We start from the raw sequence: 18,909 nt of genomic DNA on the forward strand, positions 1-18,909 counted from the left end.
TTGTAGCAACATACAACTAATATTATTAAAGTAATTTAGAGTTGTTGACTGATGACTCATGACAGTCATCAATAAACAATTACAATGGGAGAGTTTTTATTTGTCAGTCCCTAAAAATTACTCGGTGTGTCTTTGTCTTTTGGCTGGTGCTACATGACTTCTGATTTTACTGTCCCCGATATAGAGCCAAATTCCGCACTTTCTCATGCAGAATCAATCTCTCATCTTTCGGATATAGAGGTCAATTCTACCGTTGCTGATGGAGATTCTAATCCTATTATCCCTGATGCAGAACTAAATTCTGTCCTGCTTTATTTAAAGTCAAATTCTGACTCTATTGATATCGAGTTAGACTCTGCAATCCCAAATGTAGAGTTAAATCACCCTGCCTCCAGCGATGTAGAGTTAGATGTTAATTTTTGGGATATCAATCTCACTGAATCATCAATAGCAGTAAATAAGGGAAAAAATAATACTCAAGTCCAGTTAAAAACTGAGGGGGGACGACTACTAGTAATCTTACCAACAGAAATTCAAGTACCTGCCTCAGAAGTTAGTTGGTCTGAAATTTGGCAACAATTGAAATTACGATTAATGGCAGGCGATCGCCACCGTATACAGAATACAGCAGTGCATCTGGTAGCACAAGACCGCTTACTTGATGGCAGACAACTGCAAGAACTCGCCGAAGCATTCAGCCAAGTGCAATTACAACTCAAATCAGTAGCCACAAGTCGCCGTCAAACTGCGATCGCAGCTGTCACATCCGGCTATTCTGTAGAACAACTACAGCCACAAACCTCCCTCATTTCCGAGATTAAAGGCAACTCTACACCCCAAGCAGATGCCCTTTATCTAGAAATGACAATACGTTCTGGAGTAGAAATTCGCCATCCCGGTACAGTAATTTTATTGGGGGATGTCAATCCCGGTGGTATTGTAATTGCAGAAGGAGATATTTTAGTTTGGGGGCGTCTAAGAGGAATTGCTCATGCTGGTGCAGCAGGCAATCGTGACTGTCTCATAATGGCCCTGCAAATGGAACCAACTCAATTGCGAATAGCCGATGCTGTGGCCAGGGCACCAGAAAAGTCGCCGATGCAGTTTTTCCCAGAAGTGGCACATATCACACCCCAAGGAATTCGTATCGCCAGGGCCAACGATTTTTCCCGAAATCAATTTAACAGGATCAATCAAGCTACATAACTATTAACTTGAAACATGAAAAAGGTAGACCCATAAGGCTTGCCGCAAGCTAGGATAAAAACTAAAGGATGAAATAAAAATATTCATACCTCAGTTTGTCAACAAGATCAGATATTTATTTATCTGATACGATACTTCATACTTTATACTTCAATTTACATACTTCAATTTACTGTTCTATATCTCCTGAACGCCAATCAAGCGCATTCATATCATGACTCGCATTATTGTCATAACCTCCGGTAAAGGAGGGGTGGGTAAAACCACAGTTTCAGCAAATCTGGGCATGGCTTTAGCTAAAAAAGGGCGGCAAATTGCCCTAGTTGATGCTGATTTTGGTCTGAGAAATTTAGATTTGCTCCTCGGACTGGAAAATCGCATCGTTTATACTGCCGTAGAAGTCCTATCTAGAGAGTGTCGTTTAGAACAAGCTTTAGTCAAAGATAAGCGACTACCCAACCTCGTACTTCTGCCAGCAGCGCAAAATCGCTCTAAAGATGCAGTCAATCCCGAACAGATGAAGTTATTGGTGAATGCACTGGCACAAAAGTATCAGTATGTGATCATCGATAGCCCCGCTGGCATTGAAAATGGATTTAAAAATGCGATCGCACCTGCTAAAGAAGCCTTAATTGTCACCACACCAGAAATTTCCGCCGTTCGTGATGCTGATCGGGTAGTCGGGTTACTAGAAGCACAAGGTATCAAGCGCGTTCATCTCATAATTAACCGCATTAGACCCGCAATGGTACGAGCAAATGATATGATGTCAGTGCAGGATGTTCAGGAACTTCTCGCAATACCCCTCATTGGAGTCATCCCTGACGATGAGCGTGTGATCGTCTCTACCAATCGTGGTGAACCTTTGGTATTAAATGAAACTCCATCTATAGCTGCTTTAGCCTTTGATAACATTGCTCGTAGATTGGAAGGGGAAACGGTAGAATTTCTGGATTTCGACTCAAACCAAGACAACATCTTCGCTCGTTTGCGAAAATTGTTGTGGACTAAAATAGTTTAACTGATTTTCCAGTCTCCGCCCCACATCTATTTGCAATGATTGAACTTTTAGAAAGACTTTTTTCTCGCAGTCCTGACGACAGCCGCGCCCAAGTCAAACGTCGCCTACAATTGGTGATAGCCCACGATCGCGCCGCCCTAGAACCTCAGATATTAGAAAAAATGCGGCAAGAAATCTTAGAGATAGTCTGTCGCTACGTCGAAGTGGAAACCAAAGGGTTAGAATTTTCTCTAGAAAGTAACCAACGGACAACAGCTTTAATTGCCAACTTACCTATCCGTCGGGTGAAAGAAGGTTTGCCTGAAACACCTGAATTAGAAAGCAGCCAGCAATCTCCTCAAAATAAGGAGTCAGCAGGAAACAATACATTGGGTGGCTTGGCTGACTTGTAGTAACTGTCCTATCACTTGCTATTCACGTTCAAAAATTAAAGAATTCCACAGGGTTTGTATTGAGAAAAACTATTGCTTTTTTTTAGCCAAATAATATAATTTTCACCTGGTAGCAGCACTTGATTTACAACTACTTTTTGATATCCTGGTGCTGTTCCAGTCATGCTTACAGGCATCCAAAGACCAGTAGGCCGATATAAAAACTTACCAGTACCACAAGTTCCAGGAGATGCAATTACATCAAGTTCAGGTTTAACACCAATTGATGCACCTGGAATAGATTTTTTTGTTTCTGCATCTCTTAACTCAATTGTTACAGTTTCATTAGCTCTATATATCACTAAAACCCAGCTGAACAGCAAAAAAAGGACACTGATGCTTAAAAGTATAGGCAACTTATTTTTGTACATGCCCTTACTGTGTGTCATGACATAGAACTCTTGCATAAATATTTTTTTGCCTCACACAAAGGCGCATTCAATATTTTCAATTAGCAACGCCAAAAAAATTCCCGTTATCACCAAAACTGACAACGGGAGTTCATAAAATTTGCGATAAATTATCTGGAAGCAACTTGTGGCCCAGCCCAAATTTCTGTAAGTTTTTGACCGAAAGTAATAGGCTGATCTGCATCTGTTGTATTTACTGTCTTACCATCACTAGCAACTTGTACTAAGGGCCAGTTTTCTTCTCCCATTTCACCGGCACGGAACAGTACATTATTTGGTTGGTTTTTACTCCAACCTAACAGCACTGCAATCTTCTCATGCTCATCTTCTTTATGAGCGGGAGCAACAGTATTAGTTTGATTTTTTTGCCGATCCCAAATCACAGCATGGTCTGTAGCATCACCTGTATTAAATACTCCTTCAAACTTGCGTGCTAAAAAGCGATCGCTTTTTTCTGACCAGCTAACAGGAACTAACACCCCTATTTTACCGTTGTTTTCGTCTGATTCTGACGCAGAAACATTTGTCTTTAACAAAGGATCGCTGATAGTAGCAGTGGAAGCCATTACCCGTAACTTCTTAGTTTGTTTATCTTCAACAAATAGAACACTGGTAACTCTGCTGTTGTACATCTGGGGTTTTACTTCCATTTGTACCCTGCTATAAACCACATATCTACCATCAGGAGACAGCACAGGCACACTCCGGTAATAGCGCACTCCAGAACCTTTGGAACCAACTGTTTCTTGAGTTGCTAAAATCCATTTCCAAGGTATAGGATGAGGACTGCCGATAGGGTCTGCTTGTGCTGTTTCTGGTTCGTCAGGTTGTTCAGCAGGTGTTTCCGTTGTGGAGTCTGGTTGTGATTCTGTAATAATTGGTAGAACTGGCGCAGTTTGAGTTGCTGTTAATGTTTTAACAACAGGCATCTTTGTCGCCAAAGAATTATCTTCTCCTCTCAAAGATTGGATATTAGCAGCTTGGTTTTTTGCTGCTAAATTCAATTTATCAACAAGCTTCTCTGGCATTGGTGCGAGTTCCACTGCTGCCAAGGATTTGTTGTCAGGTACATCACTACCTGACAGAGAATAATCTTTAGCTATCAAAGACTCAATTTTATCCCCTTGAGATGTTGTCTGCTGTCTAACAGCATCCATCGGCGATATTACAGAGTCAGATTCTTGAGTGCTGGAGTTGGCTAGTGATGGTTTTAACACTTCAGCTAAATCTGATTCACTAACAGCAGCTACTTCCTGTGGTATTGAGTCAGAGTCTTTAGTTTCAGAAGCAACTTTTGGTACTGTTTTCGATTGTTTCGCTGAGGAAGAGTGACCCGATGCCACAACTAAGGGGGCAATCAACATCACTACGACAACATAATTGAGAAATGGTTGAGCGCGGAACCATCCTGACAGCAAGAGGGATTTAAGCATGTGTAGACTCTCTAGAGGCGTGGTTGCTGTGTGAGGAGCAATGATGATGTAGTCGAGAAGCAGGAATTGATTATATGTATAACAACAAACTCACGAGATTAACGAGTTTGAAGAAATAATTTCCTTAAAGTTTGCAGATTTTTACAAACATTCAATCAATATCATTATTGACACCCTTTACTAGCAAATTACTGGTTTTTACGGCAATGTTGCCAGCACAAAAATAACGCAGTTTAACTAAGTAATTACTGCATAAAATCAATAGATTTTTGCCACCTTTAATATCTCAATAACACCAGAAAACTAGTATTAGTTTCAAGAGTATTAACCGTATCATGTAAACTACAGATACTGGTGGCACGGAGGTAGAGCAGAACGGCTGAGCTGTTGAGAGTGGCGTTAGCAATGGCTAAGTCGCAGGAGGCTCCCCTAATTATGTCCTGCTACAACAGCCCAAACCCCGATAACGGTGGAAGTGAGGCGTTACTTTAAAAGCTGGGAAAGATGACGCACAACATATAATACTCGAAAAACACCTTTATCAACCACCCTCAGTGAGAAATTTAATTAGAAGTGTAATCATTGCGAAAATGCAATCCTAGACTGAGCTATTATTTGTCAGTAATTAGCTACGAACGTACCATTAATTAATGACAAATGATTTAGGACTTTTGCAACTGGCACACTCAATAAAGATTAGGGTTGTCAACAGTCCACAGTCAATAGTTCAAAAAAGCTTGATTTTGGACTATTGACTGTGGACTGCCTCAAGTAAAAATTTATGGCAACGCGCTTAAGTCCTGTGATTAATAACCAACGACTAAAAACTAATGAAAATCATATTCTTTGGTACTCCTCAATTTGCCGTTCCCACCTTAGAAAAGTTGCTGAATCAACCAGAGTTGGAAGTTTTGGGAGTTGTGACCCAGCCAGATAAACGTCGGGAACGGGGAAATAAACTAACCCCTTCGCCAGTAAAAAGCGTTGCGATCGCTCATAATTTACCAGTATGGCAACCCCAGCGGGTAAAAAAACACACTAAAACTTTAACCCAACTCCAAAAATTAGACGCAGATGTGTTTGTAGTTGTTGCCTACGGACAGATTTTATCGCCACAAATCCTAAATATGCCAAAATTGGGCTGTATTAACGTACATGGCTCAATTTTACCTAAATATCGAGGTGCTGCTCCCATTCAGTGGTGTCTGTATAACGGTGAAAAAGAAACAGGCATCACCACCATGTTAATGGATGCTGGCATGGATACCGGGGCAATGCTACTGAAAGCGACTACGCCCATTGGATTGCTGGATAATGCTGAAGATTTAGCCCAGAGGTTATCTATAATTGGTGGAGATTTATTACTAGAAACCCTTTTTAAGCTGGAACGTCAGGAAATTGAACCAATTCCACAAGATAATTCCGAAGCGACTTATGCACCTTTGATTCAAAAACAAGACTATCAGGTAGATTGGTCAAAAAGTGCTATTCAACTACATAATCAAATTAGAGCCTTTCACCCAAACTGTATTGCTAGCTTTCGCAGCCAACCATTGAAAATCACAGCTACCATTCCCCTTGGTTGTGCTTACGATGGCGAGCTACCAATAGAATTAGAGAAAATTCAAAAGAAATTGCCTGATTTATCAAATATATCTGGTAGCCCAGGAGAAGTAGTAAGCATCGCCAAGGGAATAGGAGCGATCGTCCAAACTGGTGAAGGTTTGTTACTATTACAAAAAGTTCAACCAGCCGGCAAACGTCCCCAATCGGGATGGGATTTTGTTAATGGTACTCGCCTAACTGTTGGGGAAGTATTTAGTCTTGGTATTTAGTTAAAGCCGATAAGGGGGATGAGGGGGATGAGGAGAATAACAACTGACAACTGACAACTGACAACTGACAACTGACAACTAACTCTCAACTCCTAACTTCCAGCTTTTCATAAAAGCGGCAAGACTCACAAGGCCCCTCTGGGTTGACTGCACAGCGAATAATTTCCGAATGAGCATTATAACAACAGGTGGCATCACCAATTACCCAACGTCCCTCGACTAAAGTTTTTTCTGCTGGTCTTTTAGCAGACTGGACGTAAATGGCTATATTATTCAAGCGGTAACGCCCTGATTTAAATTGATATCTATGGCGGCGTTCTAGAACCGCGTAGGTTTTACCTTCAAAATCTAGATAGTTTCCAGGTTGAGGTGTCCAATCAAGTTGGACTTTACCGAGTGACTGACGCGGGTGCGTCAGAATTACCTCGGTTGGTAAAGAGTCTGGCTCCATAAGCTGATGTGATGTGATTTACATTATAAAAATGGTATCGCAGTAGCCTACTCTAGCTTACTCAATTAAGAATATAATTGACGATTTGGTGTGAATTGGGCATGGGGAATGGGGGAGCCACTGCGGTCTTGGGCTTTGCCCAAGTGGAGCATGTGGCGTCATTGGGCATTGGGCATCAGTCAACAGTCATCAGTTATTATTTCCTAGAGTTAGCTAATAGCAATTAATGAATTCAATCTAAAATAAATATAAATATTGACTGTAAGTTTCAAATTATGTGTATTGAAATATGAAAAGCTAGAAAATAATTAAATTTTAATATACTAAGTACATCCCCTAAATGCACGCATAGGTCTAGAAAGACCCTTGGTGTAAACTTTAGCAGCGAAGGCTACAATTGTTTTCAATCCTTAACAAAGTCATAGCATTTTTACAAACACAGTATAAAGAATTGGCAACATTGGGTAAAGACAGTCAACAATAGCCATAGCTAGACTAGGAGTTTTGCCAACCTATGCAGCCTATTCGCACATTCAACGTATCCCCCTCACTACCGCCGCGACTCGAACCGCTGCGGCGGCTGGCATATAACTTGCACTGGGATTGGAACGTTGAGACTAAAGATTTATTTCGTCGCTTAGACCCCGACTTGTGGGAATCCAGCCATCATAATCCGGTTTTGATGCTAGGTACCATCTCTCAAGTACGACTTTTGGAAGTTGTCGAGGACGAGGGCTTCCTCGCCCAAATGGATCGAGCTAATCGCCAATTAGAAGATTATTTGCAGGAGCGTAGCTGGTATCAAAAACAACGCAACCAGAAGCCAAAAGAATGCTATGCTTATTTTTCGGCTGAATTTGGGCTGGTAGATTGTTTACCTATCTATTCTGGCGGTTTGGGAGTTCTGGCAGGAGATCACCTCAAATCTGCTAGTGATTTAGGGCTACCACTTGTGGGTGTGGGCTTACTGTATCAGCAAGGATACTTTGCCCAGTACCTCAACGCCGATGGTTGGCAGCAAGAACGCTACCCAATCAACGATTTCTATAATATGCCCTTGCACCTAGAACGTAATCCCGATGGCTCAGAATTACGGATTGCGGTAGACTATCCAGGACGCAAGGTGTATGCGCGAGTGTGGCGTGTACAGGTGGGAACAGTACCACTTTACATGTTAGACACCAACATTGAGCCTAATAACCCTTACGACCACGACATCACCGATCAATTGTACGGTGGTGACATCGATATGCGTATCCACCAAGAAATGATGCTGGGTATCGGTGGTGTGCAGATGTTGAAAGCGCTGGGATATAACGTCACCGCTTACCATATGAATGAAGGTCATGCGGCATTCTCAGCTTTAGAACGTATCCGCATCCTGATTCAGGAAGAGGGGTTAGATTATGCCCAAGCTAAACAAGTTGTGGCTTCCAGCAACATCTTTACTACCCATACACCAGTGCCAGCAGGAATTGACTTGTTCGCACCGGACAAAATCTTGTACTATTTAGGGTACTATGCAGAAATCTTTGGCTTACCCAAAGAGCAATTTTTAGGACTGGGGCGTGAGAATACAGGTGATTTATCTGCACCTTTCAGCATGGCGGTGTTGGCGTTGAAGATGGCAACATTTTCTAACGGTGTAGCGCAGTTGCATGGTGTGGTATCCCGGCAAATGTTCCAGGGTTTGTGGAAGAAAGTGCCGGTAGAAGAAGTACCCATTGCAGCGATTACTAACGGTGTCCATGCCCGTAGTTGTGTTGCTAAATCAACTCAGGAGTTGTACGATCGCTATCTCGGCCCGAATTGGTCATCAGCACCACCCGATAGCCAATTGTGGGAACGGATGGACGCGATTCCTGATGAAGAGTTGTGGCGCAACCATGAACGCTGCCGCTTAGATATGATATTGTATGTGCGCGATCATCTAGTCAAGCACTTGCGCGATCGCGGCGCTTCCGCCTCAGAAATTGCCCAAGCTCAAGAAGTTTTAGATCCCAACGTTTTAACCATCGGCTTTGCCCGTCGCTTTGCCACTTACAAACGCGCTACTCTGTGGATGCGTGATATTGAAAGAATCAAACGGATTTTACTCGGTAACAAAGGCCGAAAAGTACAATTCGTGATTGCAGGTAAAGCACATCCTAAAGATATTCCTGGTAAAGAACTGATCCGCGAGATCAATCACTTTATCCGCGAACAACATTTAGAAAAACAAGTGGTGTTTGTTCCCAATTACGACATTCACATATCTCGGTTGATGGTGGCGGGTTGCGATATCTGGTTAAATACACCACGTCGTCCACGAGAAGCTTCGGGTACTAGTGGGATGAAAGCTGCAATGAATGGGTTGCTAAATCTCAGTGTCCTCGATGGCTGGTGGGATGAAGCTGATTATGTCCGCACAGGTTGGGCCATTGGACATGGCGAGAATTACGATGATCCCAATTACCAAGATGAAGTAGAAGCTAATGCTCTCTACGAATTGCTAGAAAAGGAAGTAGTACCGCTATTTTACGACCACCGCGATGTTGATGGCTTGCCGCGTCCGTGGGTAGCCAAAATGAAAGATGCAATTCGCTTGAATTGTCCATTTTTCAATACAGCGCGGATGGTGGGAGAATATGCACTCAGGGCTTATTTCCCAGCTAGCGATCGCTGTCATATCCTCACTGCTGATAACTTCGTCCCAGCTAAAGAATTAGCACAGTGGAAAGCGAAACTCAGTGAAAACTGGTTTAACATCAAAATCAAAGATGTTGATGTATCCTCAGCTGCGGATATTGAGGTCAACCAAACCGTTGGTGTGAAAGCCAAAATTGACTTGTCAACTTTAACCAATGATGATGTACAGGTAGAACTCTACCAAGGTGCGATCGATGCCAATGGTGAAATCGTCAACGCTATACCAGTAGTGATGGATTTCCAAGGACAAGATGACCAAAAATTGAGTGTTTACACGGCTGACATCACTTATACTACCTCTGGTTTGCAAGGCTTGTCTTTGCGGGTGTTGCCGAAACATCAATATTTGTCTAGTCCTTATGAACCAAGGTTGATTGCTTGGGCGGAGTAAAAGTTAGGAGTTAATAGTGAGGAGTTAGGAGTTTTTAATTAATAACTCATAACTCATAACTCCTAACTTTCTTGGGGATGACAATGTAACCTGTAGTGCGATCGCCTAGTACTAGGTTACGTTGTTCGCCCCAATACCACCAGTGTGCTGCGATATAAGCGCAGATTAGGCTATCTAGTTTGTCTTCGGTTTCTTTGAGGGCTGCGCCAGTGGTAGGAATTTCTAGAACAAAGGAATCGCCCAAGTGCAGTGGAGGCGAGAGATTAGGTAGGATATCAAGTATATATTGATGGAGTTTGATTAATTCTAAGCGACGCTCACTGAGGCGTCCTTTTTTATATTTGAGGATGCGTTCTAAGCCAAATAAATGCACTATTGCTGGATGGGGAAAAACTTCGATTTGATATCTGCTGAGTTTTTGCGGTTCAATGGTGGGTGCATGTGCAAAACCTCGCAGTTCTAATGCTAAGCCAAAGTTGACGGTGCGTTCTGCAAAGGGTAAGTTCATGTTAGCTGGGTAGCAACCAGCGTGATATTTACCAAAGTATTTGTGGCTGAGTTTGTCGGGTAAGCGACTACCCGTGGCGTTGGGGATGAGGGTGGGTGCATCTACAGCAATAATCGCTGGTTCGTTTGGTTGTACGCTTTGATCTATCCAACTGAGGATGTCTGCAATGGCTTCTTTACGGTCTAAATCGAGTAGTTGCAGTTGTTGATCTGTCCATTCTAAGCAGCATAAGCCGCTTGGTTGGGATTTCCAGCCTAAATCAATGCCGATAAATTTCATGGAGATGCAAAGCTAATTATTAAAATACTTACTAGATTAATATTTTCTGATAATTTTGTATGACACGAAAATGGCTTTCTATTGTGGGTATTGGCGAAGACGGGTTACAGGGATTAAGTGCGATCGCTCGTTCTATTGTCAATGAAGCTGAAGTTATTGTAGGCGGCGATCGCCATTTGGCAATGTTGCCGATAGATGATCAACGTGAGAAACTCAGTTGGACATCTCCGATTAGCGCCTCAGTAGAAGCAATTATCCAACGTCGCGGTCAGTCAATTTGTGTGTTAGCCAGTGGCGACCCGATGTGTTACGGCATTGGCGTAACTCTGACGCGGCGTATTCCTGTGTCGGAAATGACGATTATCCCTGCACCTTCAACCTTTAGCCTCGCTTGTGCCAGGCTGGGATGGTCTTTAACTGAGGTAGAAACTTTAAGTTTAAATGCCCGTCCACCTTCGCTACTCCAATCTTACATCTATCCTGGGGCACGGCTGTTAATTTTGAGCGAGGGTAAGGATACACCTGCAATTGTTGCCAAGATATTGACAAAACGCGGTTATGGTGGTAGTAAAATTACAGTCTTGGAGCGTATGGGTAGTAGCCACGAACGAATTGTAGAAGCTACGGCTGCCTCTTGGAGTGAAACCGAAATCGCTGCTTTGAATGCGATCGCAGTTGATTGTATTGTTGACGCTGGGGTTGTACCTTTGCCGAGGTTGCCTGGGCTACCAGATAACGCCTATCACCATGATGGACAGTTGACGAAGCATGAAGTCAGGGCGATAACTCTTGCAGCTTTGGCCCCCACACCGGGAGAGTTGTTGTGGGATGTCGGCGCGGGTTGCGGTTCAATTTCTATTGAATGGATGCGGAGTCATTCTCGATGTGGGGCGATCGCAATTGAACAAAATTCTTCTAGACTAAATTATATTGCTGATAATGCCGCCGCCCTCGGTACCCCAAACCTGCAAATTGTTGAAGGTAAAGCGCCTCATGCCCTCAAAGACTTGCCTGCACCTGATGCCATCTTCATCGGTGGAGGGGCGACAGCAGAGGGACTCTTCAATGTTTGCTGGTCAGCATTGCGTCCAGGCGGACGTTTGGTAGCAAATGTGGTGACTATTGAAGGTGAGCAAACCTTATTTCAATGGTATCAACAAGTTGGTGGTAATTTGACTCGCATTGCTATTCAGAGGGCAGAACCCATTGGTAAATTTTTGGGCTGGCGAGCAATGGCACCTGTTACACAATGGGTAGTAATCAAGTCTTGATTATTTATGTTCTGATAACTGCTTGACAAAATTTTGATGTTCTGGTGAATTTAATCCTTCTTGTAATACTGCTAAAACTCTTACCATATCACCTGTCAATAAGGCTGATACTGCTAACCACAAACCAGGCATTACCTGACTTTTAATCATTCCATTAGCATCTGGTTCCAGAGGCACATACTCACTTTCACTCAAACAGAACCAATCCAGACGATTTTCTAAAATTTGCCAAACAATGTATTCTTGAATGCCATTACGGCGATAAGCCTTTTTTTTATCGTGCAAATCATAAGCTGCACTGCTAGCGGCAATTTCTGCGGCTAACTCTGGTGCGCCTTCAATGTAATCATCCTCTGTTAAGCGTGACTGTCCCCCCAGTTGATGATCAATTAACAAAACTCCATCTGGTTGGGGTTCATTATCTTGATCTAGGCGCACTGTTGGATCAATTCCTAACTTGACACCTGGTGTAGCAATTCGGTAAGTCCATAGCCAACCCACCAAATTACCATGTGGTTCAGCATGACGTTCAAAACGTAGGGGAGATGCCACGTAGACGATTCCTTCAATTAGTTCAGCTTTTTTAATATCGGGTTTTGCAGTGTAACGACGCTCAAATTCGTGGCGAGATAAGCGATCGCCATTTTCCAACGGTGGAGTCTGGTTGGTGTGTGGTTGCTGTCTCACCATATATGCAGCATTCCTCTGGTAAGTCCTAGCACCTTTATCTTATATCGATTTAAATAATCTTTGTGAAAGCCATGCTATTGCACCATCAACATCTGCAACCTGTTCCCCTGGTGGTATGGCTGGACGATTTACCATCACAACCTTTAATCCTAATTCCCGCGCGGCAATAATTTTGGCGTAGGTGGCATCACCACCGCTATTTTTGCTCACAATAGTATCGATGTTGTGGTGAATCAGGATTTCTCTTTCGTTGTCCAAGGCAAACGGCCCGCGATCACACAATATCATCCCTGGCGGTACTACAGCATCAGCAGTAGGCGGGTCAATCATCCGCATCAGAAACCAAATATCCTGCAAGTGAGCAAAGGCAGCTAATTCTTGTCTGCCGACAGTTAAAAATACCCTCTGTGCTTGATTGTTCAAAGCAGCCGCCGCCGCCTCAGTATTTTCAACTTCCAACCAGCGATCGCCACTTAATTTTTCCCAAGGGAAACGAATCAACATCAGACGCGGAATACCCACTTCAGTGGCAGCAGTTGCTGCATTCCAAGAAATTTGAGCAGCGAAGGGATGGGTAGCATCAATGAGCAAATCGATATGCATTTCCCGCAAATAGCCAGCCAAACCAAGCGCACCACCAAAGCCGCCAATCCGCACACTGCCAACTAAAGTTGATGGTTCACGGGTGCGACCGGCTAGAGATGCGATCGCCTCAATTCCTGGGATAGTCGCAACTCTAGCAACTAGTTCAGCAGCATCTCCCGTTCCACCCAAAATCAAAACGCGCCTCATATGTGGTTCGCTAAATCCTCTCATGAACCCAAGGGTGGAATCCTTGCCAGAATACCCTTTTTCAAAGCTTCAGGTCGCTCCGACCAAGGCAATAAACCATCAGGCTTAGCATAGTATTGACTAGCACATTCCAGTACAGCAGATGCGCTACCATCAGCAGTTAAATCACCAAACAAATATGTTAACTTGCCACCAGCAGCAAAAGCCACCACACAGGAACGGTTACAAGCACTCATGCATTCCACTTCTTGGATGGGGAAATCATCCCGTAAATCCCAATTTTGTGCAAGGTGCTGAAGCTGCCGTAGGAGTTTTTCACCTCCACTCTCACCTTGACGTTTTCCGTCTTGCCAAACACTGGCACAGGTTTTACACACAAATAAAATGTGAGCAATACCAGAAGAATTATTAGTAGAAATATTTGCAGTGGCAGTCATCCGTACCTCGCAGATGTGTAGAACTGATAAATAGACTTCGGCGGGCATTCTGACTCACTTGATTTTGGATTTATCTAGAATCACAAACTAGTTCACAGTTGCGGGACAGCGCCGGATTTACACCGAACTTTCCCCGTTACCTCTGGTGACTGACCCCCACCAGAACCGAATAGCCAATACATCATACCACCAGTATTCACAATGGAAACAACCAATAGTAGAGGCTTGCAACTTGCCATAAACGCTGCTAGTGAGGTCGCAAAACAGCAAGGACTGGCATTTTAGCAGGCGATCGCGCAGAACGATCGCAGCAATGTGCTTTTACATCTGTAGCCAAACCCTAAAGGATACCAGCGTATTCAGACACATCTGCAATGGTTTCGCGATCGCGAGGGAAACAGGGGCGATCGGGGAATAAGGCATGTGTAATTAGATTTTCTTTACGAATCAGATCTTAAATCAAGCAATAAGTTGCTATATGACATTCAATCTGCTGTATTCTAAACAGTAGATTTTCCAAAAATCGTCATCATTTTGTAATTTTTCCATACATCTACCAGCAAATTAAGTTCCAAATGATACCTTTAATTAAAAATAACTTCGCCAAGCTTTGCCAATTGTCAGCTTTTGCCTGTGCCATTACGGCTGCAACTATAGGTGTTGATTTCATTGGAACTAAATCAAATGTTCAGGCTCAGCTTATTCCCTTGACAATTTGCCCATCGGGGACAGAGACAGCTATTTACAGCCCACCGCTCACAAACCAAGTGCAAAATACTACCGTCACCATAGCAGGTTCTGTGGGTGGATGCGTAAATGCTCAAGGAATTACATCAGGAACTTACAGCTTCTCAATTACAGGTGCGACTTCCTGTAACAACATTGGGTTTTTCCCAACGTATGAAATTACGTACACTTGGGCCCCCACTAATCAAACTAGCCTAGTGCGATACACCACGACTGAGACAAATGTGATTGGAGGCAATATTGTTCTAGTATCTTACGGAACTGTCAATAGCGGTGTGTTCCAAAATAGATCGGTAACAAGAACCATTACCTTGGCAACAACGGATATTAACGCTTGTTCTACTCAGGGTCTCTCGTTCATTACAGGCCCTCAGACACTGACTATTGGGCCAGCATCACCATTATAAAATTTTCAGGGCGTTGCTGAATTTGAGTATGAATTGAGATTTTTGACTAAAGTGAAAGATAGACTATTCGTGTCTTTGCGCGGCAGTCGCTCATGGGGGAAACCACGCCACATGCTACCCTGCGGGTTCCGCTTTAGCGGTACAAGTCGGCAGAGAGCGATAGCGCAGTGGCTCCCCAAGACCGCGCTGCCTTCCCTTTGCGCGAAACAAAATTCATACCATTAATCAGCAACGCCAAATTTTCAGATAAATTCCAAAATTCAAAATTAAAAGCGCAAACCAACACCACCTTGCACAGATACAGCCGTACCGCCACTATTACGGTAAGCATCAAAAGCAATAATCGCGTTGCCAAAAAGCACAGTATTACTATTAGGAATAACGTAATCAATTCCTGGTTGTAAGGCAAAACTAATTTTGTCACCCACAGGAGAAGAATCACCACCACCAGCCAACACTAAACCTGCTCCTAAGTAGGCATCAGTTTGCCAATTTAGGGGCACGTCGTAAGAAACAGTTGGTACAACTGCTGTATTATTACCAATTAACGCTTGGGCACGGAAAGAAATCGGTGATTCTAGAAGCTTGTAGCGGAAGGCTAGAACGCCCCCAAGCTGGACACCATCGGTCAAACCCACAGTCGGCCCTATACCAACATAGCTACCATATGCTACTTGAGCTTGTGCTGGTTGAGTACACATAACCAGACTCAAGACTGAGCCAGCCCCCAACACTGAAACCAAATATGGAATATGCTTCATTACCCGACTCCTCACACCATTTTGGATTTTAAAGGTTCGCTTGAATACCTATGTTATCGCTGTTACTGGTCATCGGTAATTGGGAATTGGGAATTGGGAATTGGGAATTGGGAATTGGGAATTGGGAATTGGGAATTGGGAATTGGGAATTGGGAATTGGGAATTGGGAATTGGGAATTGGGAATTGGGAATTGGGAATTGGGAATTGGTTGTTACTATTACCCATCACCCATTACCTACTCCCCTGCTCCCCTGTGCCCCTAATCCCCACTCCCTTTCGGTCGTGGGGGGCCCGAGTTCCCCTGCTCCCCATCTCCACATCCTCCCTACGGACAACGAGGATGAATGCCTCCTTTGGTACAAATGTAAGCTAGTTGCTTGGCATCTAAGTTTTTGACTTGAGAAAAATCAACGCCTTCTACCACAGCAGATACTGAACCTAGGTCTGGCTTTTGCACAAATTGATCTGCGGGATCTTCTTTGGCAGGAGCAATAATTGTTCCCTGAAAATCTGCACCTGCAAGATTTGCCCCTCGCAAATCTACTAGACTCAGGTCAGCATTTCGCAAGTTGGCGTTTACCAACTGTGCAGAACGCAAAATAGCACCAGTCATACGAGTGGCACTCAGGTTAGCATTGCTGAGATTAGCACGTTCTAAATCGGCTCCAGATAAGTCTGATCCTTGCCAATCGGTTTTAGTTAAGTTGGCTGATGACAATTGAGTTCCTATGGCGATGACGCGGCCTAAACGAGCAGCATACAAATTAGCTTCGTTTAATTTAGCATCACCTAAATCTGCCCCAGTCAGGCTAGCATTTTCTAAAACTGAAAATCGCAAATCTGCTCCCACTAGTTGAGTACTGCTGAGGTTAGCGCCAATTAAACGTGCATAGGATAAATTAGCTCTATTGAGGGTGGCACGGCTTAAATCGCTACCAGTCATCGTTACACGACTTAAGTTAGCATCTGTGAAATTAGCTTGTTTCATTTGAGCTTGACTCAAATCTGCGATCGCATCGTCAAAGGTATCCCAGCGTCCATCCTCACCAACTCCCCGAAAGCGGCTACCTTTAAAACTGGCTTGGTTGAGATTTGCTCCTTTGAATTTAATTCCTGATACATCAACGTTGTCTAGCACTAAGTTGAAAAATGGACTTCCCAAAGTACTGCTTTGACCTAATTGGGTACGGCTGAGATCAAGACTCTGAATTTTACCACTGTAAACTGTGAGAATCTTGTTAATTGTTTGCTGGTTATTTTGTAAGCGCTTTTGTCGCAATTCCCGCTCTTGTGGTAAATTAGCGTTCACAGACGCCAGTTCGCTAGCAAGAAACTGATTTTTGTTTTTTAATTCGGAAATAGCTTTAGGGCCGATAGTTACTAAAGCTTGCTGTACCGTATTTAAGAGGATGGGGTTAGTTTCACTAACCAACAGATCCGCAAGGTATTGGATGGACTGGGAGTCGTCAAGACCACCCATTGCCAAAATTACACTCTGGCGTTCCGCTTCGCTGGCACCAGATTCAGGACTCAATTGTTTTACGAGTGCGAGAAACTTTTGGCTGTTGATTTGTTTATTTTGACTCTGGTTTTGCTGGGTTTGGATATAAACTTGAGTGGCTATTAAAGTGGCTAGCACAGCAGTCATACTTGTCAGTGCTACAACAAACAGTGTCAGACTGGGATTTTGCTGCATCCGCCGCCACAACATGGCTAAACTTGTAGTTTCTGCTGTCATTGCCATGACAGGGCTAGCTGTTTGTTCTGGTTCCTGATTAACTTCATTACCCTTGACAGAGGAACCTTGCCCTTTATTAGCTACCAGTGAGCTTGGCATGGGGCGAGTAGAGTCTATGATGTAAGTACCAGCTACCCAATCGTGCAGTGCGCGACGCCCTCGGCGCGAAGGTAAAGCCAACGCTTCTCCTAACAACATCAACACAACTAAAAATGTGAATAATCCCAAGTTGGGAAAGGCAAAGCTATAACGCCAAAGAATATAGGCAATGGATGTGGGCACAGTCCATCGTCCAATTCCTTCCCGTAGAACAACAGCTGCTAAACCTGGTGCTGCGCCTTGCTCATTCACAACGCGTATGCCTAACCACCGTTTAGGAATAGTACTACCAGTTTTACCTAGTAAATATAATTGCCAGCATGAGAGGGTTAGGGGCGCTAATAAAGCTACTGTCCACAAGAAATTAGTTGGCGATGCGACGTTACGGATACCGTAACTTACGGGCAGAGCTAAAGGTCGAGCGATCGCTCTTTCTGTGACTACCAGTATCGGGTTGAGCGGTACTCGGTCGAAATCGCTTCTAGTATTGATGTACGCACCAAGCCCGTAGGGAACCAAGCCACTGGCAACCACCAGTGTGATTTCCGCTGCCCAAGCACCTAAGCGCCTGGTTACTAACGGCAGCGAACTAGCTCTTTGGGAGTCTTGTGCTTGTCTTGATTTATTATTTCTCCTCACAGTTGGGGTCGCCATTGCATAATTCCCTTTGACTTTAATATTTACGCCGCTTCCGGCGCAGTTAACATAGACTATTACTTATTTTGAAAGCTACCAGCTACAAAAAATTTGTATCCAAGATACACCAACAAAGCCAACACTGCCAGACTAATTGCCGATGCAACAAGTTTTAGCACTGCTTGCACTATCGCCAACCCTACAAGCACCGCCACACCCGAAAATATCACCTTGCTGATTCCAGACAAGTTATTAAACCAAAGCTGCGATCGCATGAAGTATGCTTTCAAGTTGGTAAAGCTGAACTGAGATGTTTTTTTTGGTTGTTGTGATTGTCCAACCTCTCCAGACGAGGAATTAATTTGTGCCTCTAGCTTTTGGAGGCGACGCTGCAAGTCTTCATCAGGTTGAGAATTCATGAATCTTTTCTACCTCAACTAGGACATTTATGTAACAACAGACTAACTAAATCCTTTATTTGGTGCTTGTTTAGTGATTTTAGCTAATGTCTGTGTGAGCAAGACCTTCATTGCTAGATCAAAATCATCTTTTTCTCTTTTTGTATGAAAACAGGGTGTAGGGTGTAGGGTGTGGGGTGTGGGGTGTGGGGAAAGAATGAATTTACATTAATCAACGTTGATACACATAGACAGCAGGGGAGCAGGGGAGATGGGGGA

The 18,909-nt window shown here is 43.6% G+C and carries 17 protein-coding genes and 1 riboswitch; of the genes, 7 read left to right on the forward strand and 10 right to left on the reverse strand.

Features of this window, described 5'->3' with window-relative positions:
• Positions 1-153 precede the first annotated feature (153 nt).
• From minC to minE, 3 genes are all read left to right on the forward strand, one after another.
• Entirely contained in the window at positions 154-1,206 is a 1,053-nt protein-coding gene (gene minC, locus I8748_RS34185; protein WP_198128909.1) for a septum site-determining protein MinC, read from the forward strand.
• A 214-nt stretch (positions 1,207-1,420) separates the two neighbouring features.
• The gene (gene minD, locus I8748_RS34190; protein WP_096555718.1) at positions 1,421-2,227 is read left to right on the forward strand and encodes a septum site-determining protein MinD; all 807 of its coding nucleotides are present in this window, start codon (positions 1,421-1,423) and stop codon (positions 2,225-2,227) included.
• 35 nt (positions 2,228-2,262) lie between these two features.
• Positions 2,263-2,619 carry a cell division topological specificity factor MinE gene (gene minE, locus I8748_RS34195; RefSeq protein ID WP_198128910.1) on the forward strand — a complete coding sequence of 119 codons (357 nt, stop codon included), beginning with the start codon at positions 2,263-2,265 and terminating at the stop codon, positions 2,617-2,619.
• Positions 2,620-2,654: 35 nt separating this feature from the next.
• Here the strand turns inward: minE and I8748_RS34200 are convergent, their stop codons facing one another.
• Positions 2,655-3,065 (reverse strand): hypothetical protein, encoded by a 411-nt coding sequence (locus I8748_RS34200; protein ID WP_198128911.1) that lies wholly within the window; start codon positions 3,063-3,065, stop codon positions 2,655-2,657.
• Between the two features lie 113 nt (positions 3,066-3,178).
• On the reverse strand, positions 3,179-4,501 hold the full coding sequence (locus I8748_RS34205; protein ID WP_198128912.1) for a hypothetical protein: 1,323 nt from the start codon (positions 4,499-4,501) through the stop codon (positions 3,179-3,181).
• An 830-nt stretch (positions 4,502-5,331) separates the two neighbouring features.
• Here I8748_RS34205 and fmt point away from each other — a divergent pair.
• Complete coding sequence (fmt, locus tag I8748_RS34210; protein ID WP_198128913.1) at positions 5,332-6,336, forward strand: methionyl-tRNA formyltransferase; 1,005 nt, start codon at positions 5,332-5,334, stop codon at positions 6,334-6,336.
• Positions 6,337-6,421: 85 nt separating this feature from the next.
• Here fmt and I8748_RS34215 read toward each other — a convergent pair whose 3' ends face one another.
• Complete coding sequence (locus tag I8748_RS34215) at positions 6,422-6,787, reverse strand: DUF6464 family protein (RefSeq protein WP_198128914.1); 366 nt, start codon at positions 6,785-6,787, stop codon at positions 6,422-6,424.
• A 514-nt stretch (positions 6,788-7,301) separates the two neighbouring features.
• On the opposite strand from I8748_RS34215, the gene glgP reads away from it, so the two are divergent.
• The gene (gene glgP, locus I8748_RS34220) at positions 7,302-9,866 is read left to right on the forward strand and encodes an alpha-glucan family phosphorylase (RefSeq protein WP_198128915.1); all 2,565 of its coding nucleotides are present in this window, start codon (positions 7,302-7,304) and stop codon (positions 9,864-9,866) included.
• 46 nt (positions 9,867-9,912) lie between these two features.
• On the opposite strand, the gene I8748_RS34225 is transcribed toward glgP, so the two are convergent.
• A complete protein-coding gene (locus I8748_RS34225) occupies positions 9,913-10,653 on the reverse strand; it encodes a DUF429 domain-containing protein (protein WP_198128916.1) in 741 nt (246 codons plus the stop codon).
• A 59-nt stretch (positions 10,654-10,712) separates the two neighbouring features.
• Here I8748_RS34225 and cbiE point away from each other — a divergent pair, with 59 nt between their 5' ends.
• Positions 10,713-11,924, forward strand: a complete 1,212-nt coding sequence (gene cbiE, locus I8748_RS34230) for a precorrin-6y C5,15-methyltransferase (decarboxylating) subunit CbiE (protein ID WP_198128917.1) — start codon at positions 10,713-10,715, stop codon at positions 11,922-11,924.
• Here the strand turns inward: cbiE and I8748_RS34235 are convergent, their stop codons facing one another.
• Genes I8748_RS34235 through I8748_RS34245 form a run of 3 tightly spaced genes read right to left on the reverse strand, consistent with a single transcriptional unit; the run spans position 11,925 to position 13,843 of the window.
• Positions 11,925-12,614 (reverse strand): Uma2 family endonuclease, encoded by a 690-nt coding sequence (locus I8748_RS34235; RefSeq protein ID WP_198128918.1) that lies wholly within the window; start codon positions 12,612-12,614, stop codon positions 11,925-11,927.
• Between the two features lie 39 nt (positions 12,615-12,653).
• On the reverse strand, positions 12,654-13,406 hold the full coding sequence (locus tag I8748_RS34240) for a cobalt-precorrin-6A reductase (RefSeq protein ID WP_198128919.1): 753 nt from the start codon (positions 13,404-13,406) through the stop codon (positions 12,654-12,656).
• Between the two features lie 20 nt (positions 13,407-13,426).
• On the reverse strand, positions 13,427-13,843 hold the full coding sequence (locus I8748_RS34245; RefSeq protein WP_198128934.1) for a DUF1636 domain-containing protein: 417 nt from the start codon (positions 13,841-13,843) through the stop codon (positions 13,427-13,429).
• A 22-nt stretch (positions 13,844-13,865) separates the two neighbouring features.
• Positions 13,866-14,028: riboswitch (cobalamin riboswitch) on the reverse strand.
• Between the two features lie 390 nt (positions 14,029-14,418).
• On the opposite strand from I8748_RS34245, the gene I8748_RS34250 reads away from it, so the two are divergent.
• Positions 14,419-14,997 carry a hypothetical protein gene (locus I8748_RS34250; RefSeq protein WP_198128920.1) on the forward strand — a complete coding sequence of 193 codons (579 nt, stop codon included), beginning with the start codon at positions 14,419-14,421 and terminating at the stop codon, positions 14,995-14,997.
• 266 nt (positions 14,998-15,263) lie between these two features.
• On the opposite strand, the gene I8748_RS34255 is transcribed toward I8748_RS34250, so the two are convergent.
• The 3 genes from I8748_RS34255 to I8748_RS34265 form a co-directional block, all read right to left on the reverse strand.
• The gene (locus I8748_RS34255) at positions 15,264-15,758 is read right to left on the reverse strand and encodes a hypothetical protein (RefSeq protein ID WP_198128921.1); all 495 of its coding nucleotides are present in this window, start codon (positions 15,756-15,758) and stop codon (positions 15,264-15,266) included.
• A gap of 326 nt (positions 15,759-16,084) precedes the next feature.
• Entirely contained in the window at positions 16,085-18,250 is a 2,166-nt protein-coding gene (locus I8748_RS34260; protein WP_198128922.1) for a pentapeptide repeat-containing protein, read from the reverse strand.
• Positions 18,251-18,309: 59 nt separating this feature from the next.
• Positions 18,310-18,651 (reverse strand): hypothetical protein, encoded by a 342-nt coding sequence (locus I8748_RS34265; RefSeq protein WP_198128923.1) that lies wholly within the window; start codon positions 18,649-18,651, stop codon positions 18,310-18,312.
• Positions 18,652-18,909: the final 258 nt, after the last annotated feature.

It is taken from the genome of Amazonocrinis nigriterrae CENA67, from assembly GCF_016056305.1.
GTDB lineage: Bacteria > Cyanobacteriota > Cyanobacteriia > Cyanobacteriales > Nostocaceae > Amazonocrinis > Amazonocrinis nigriterrae.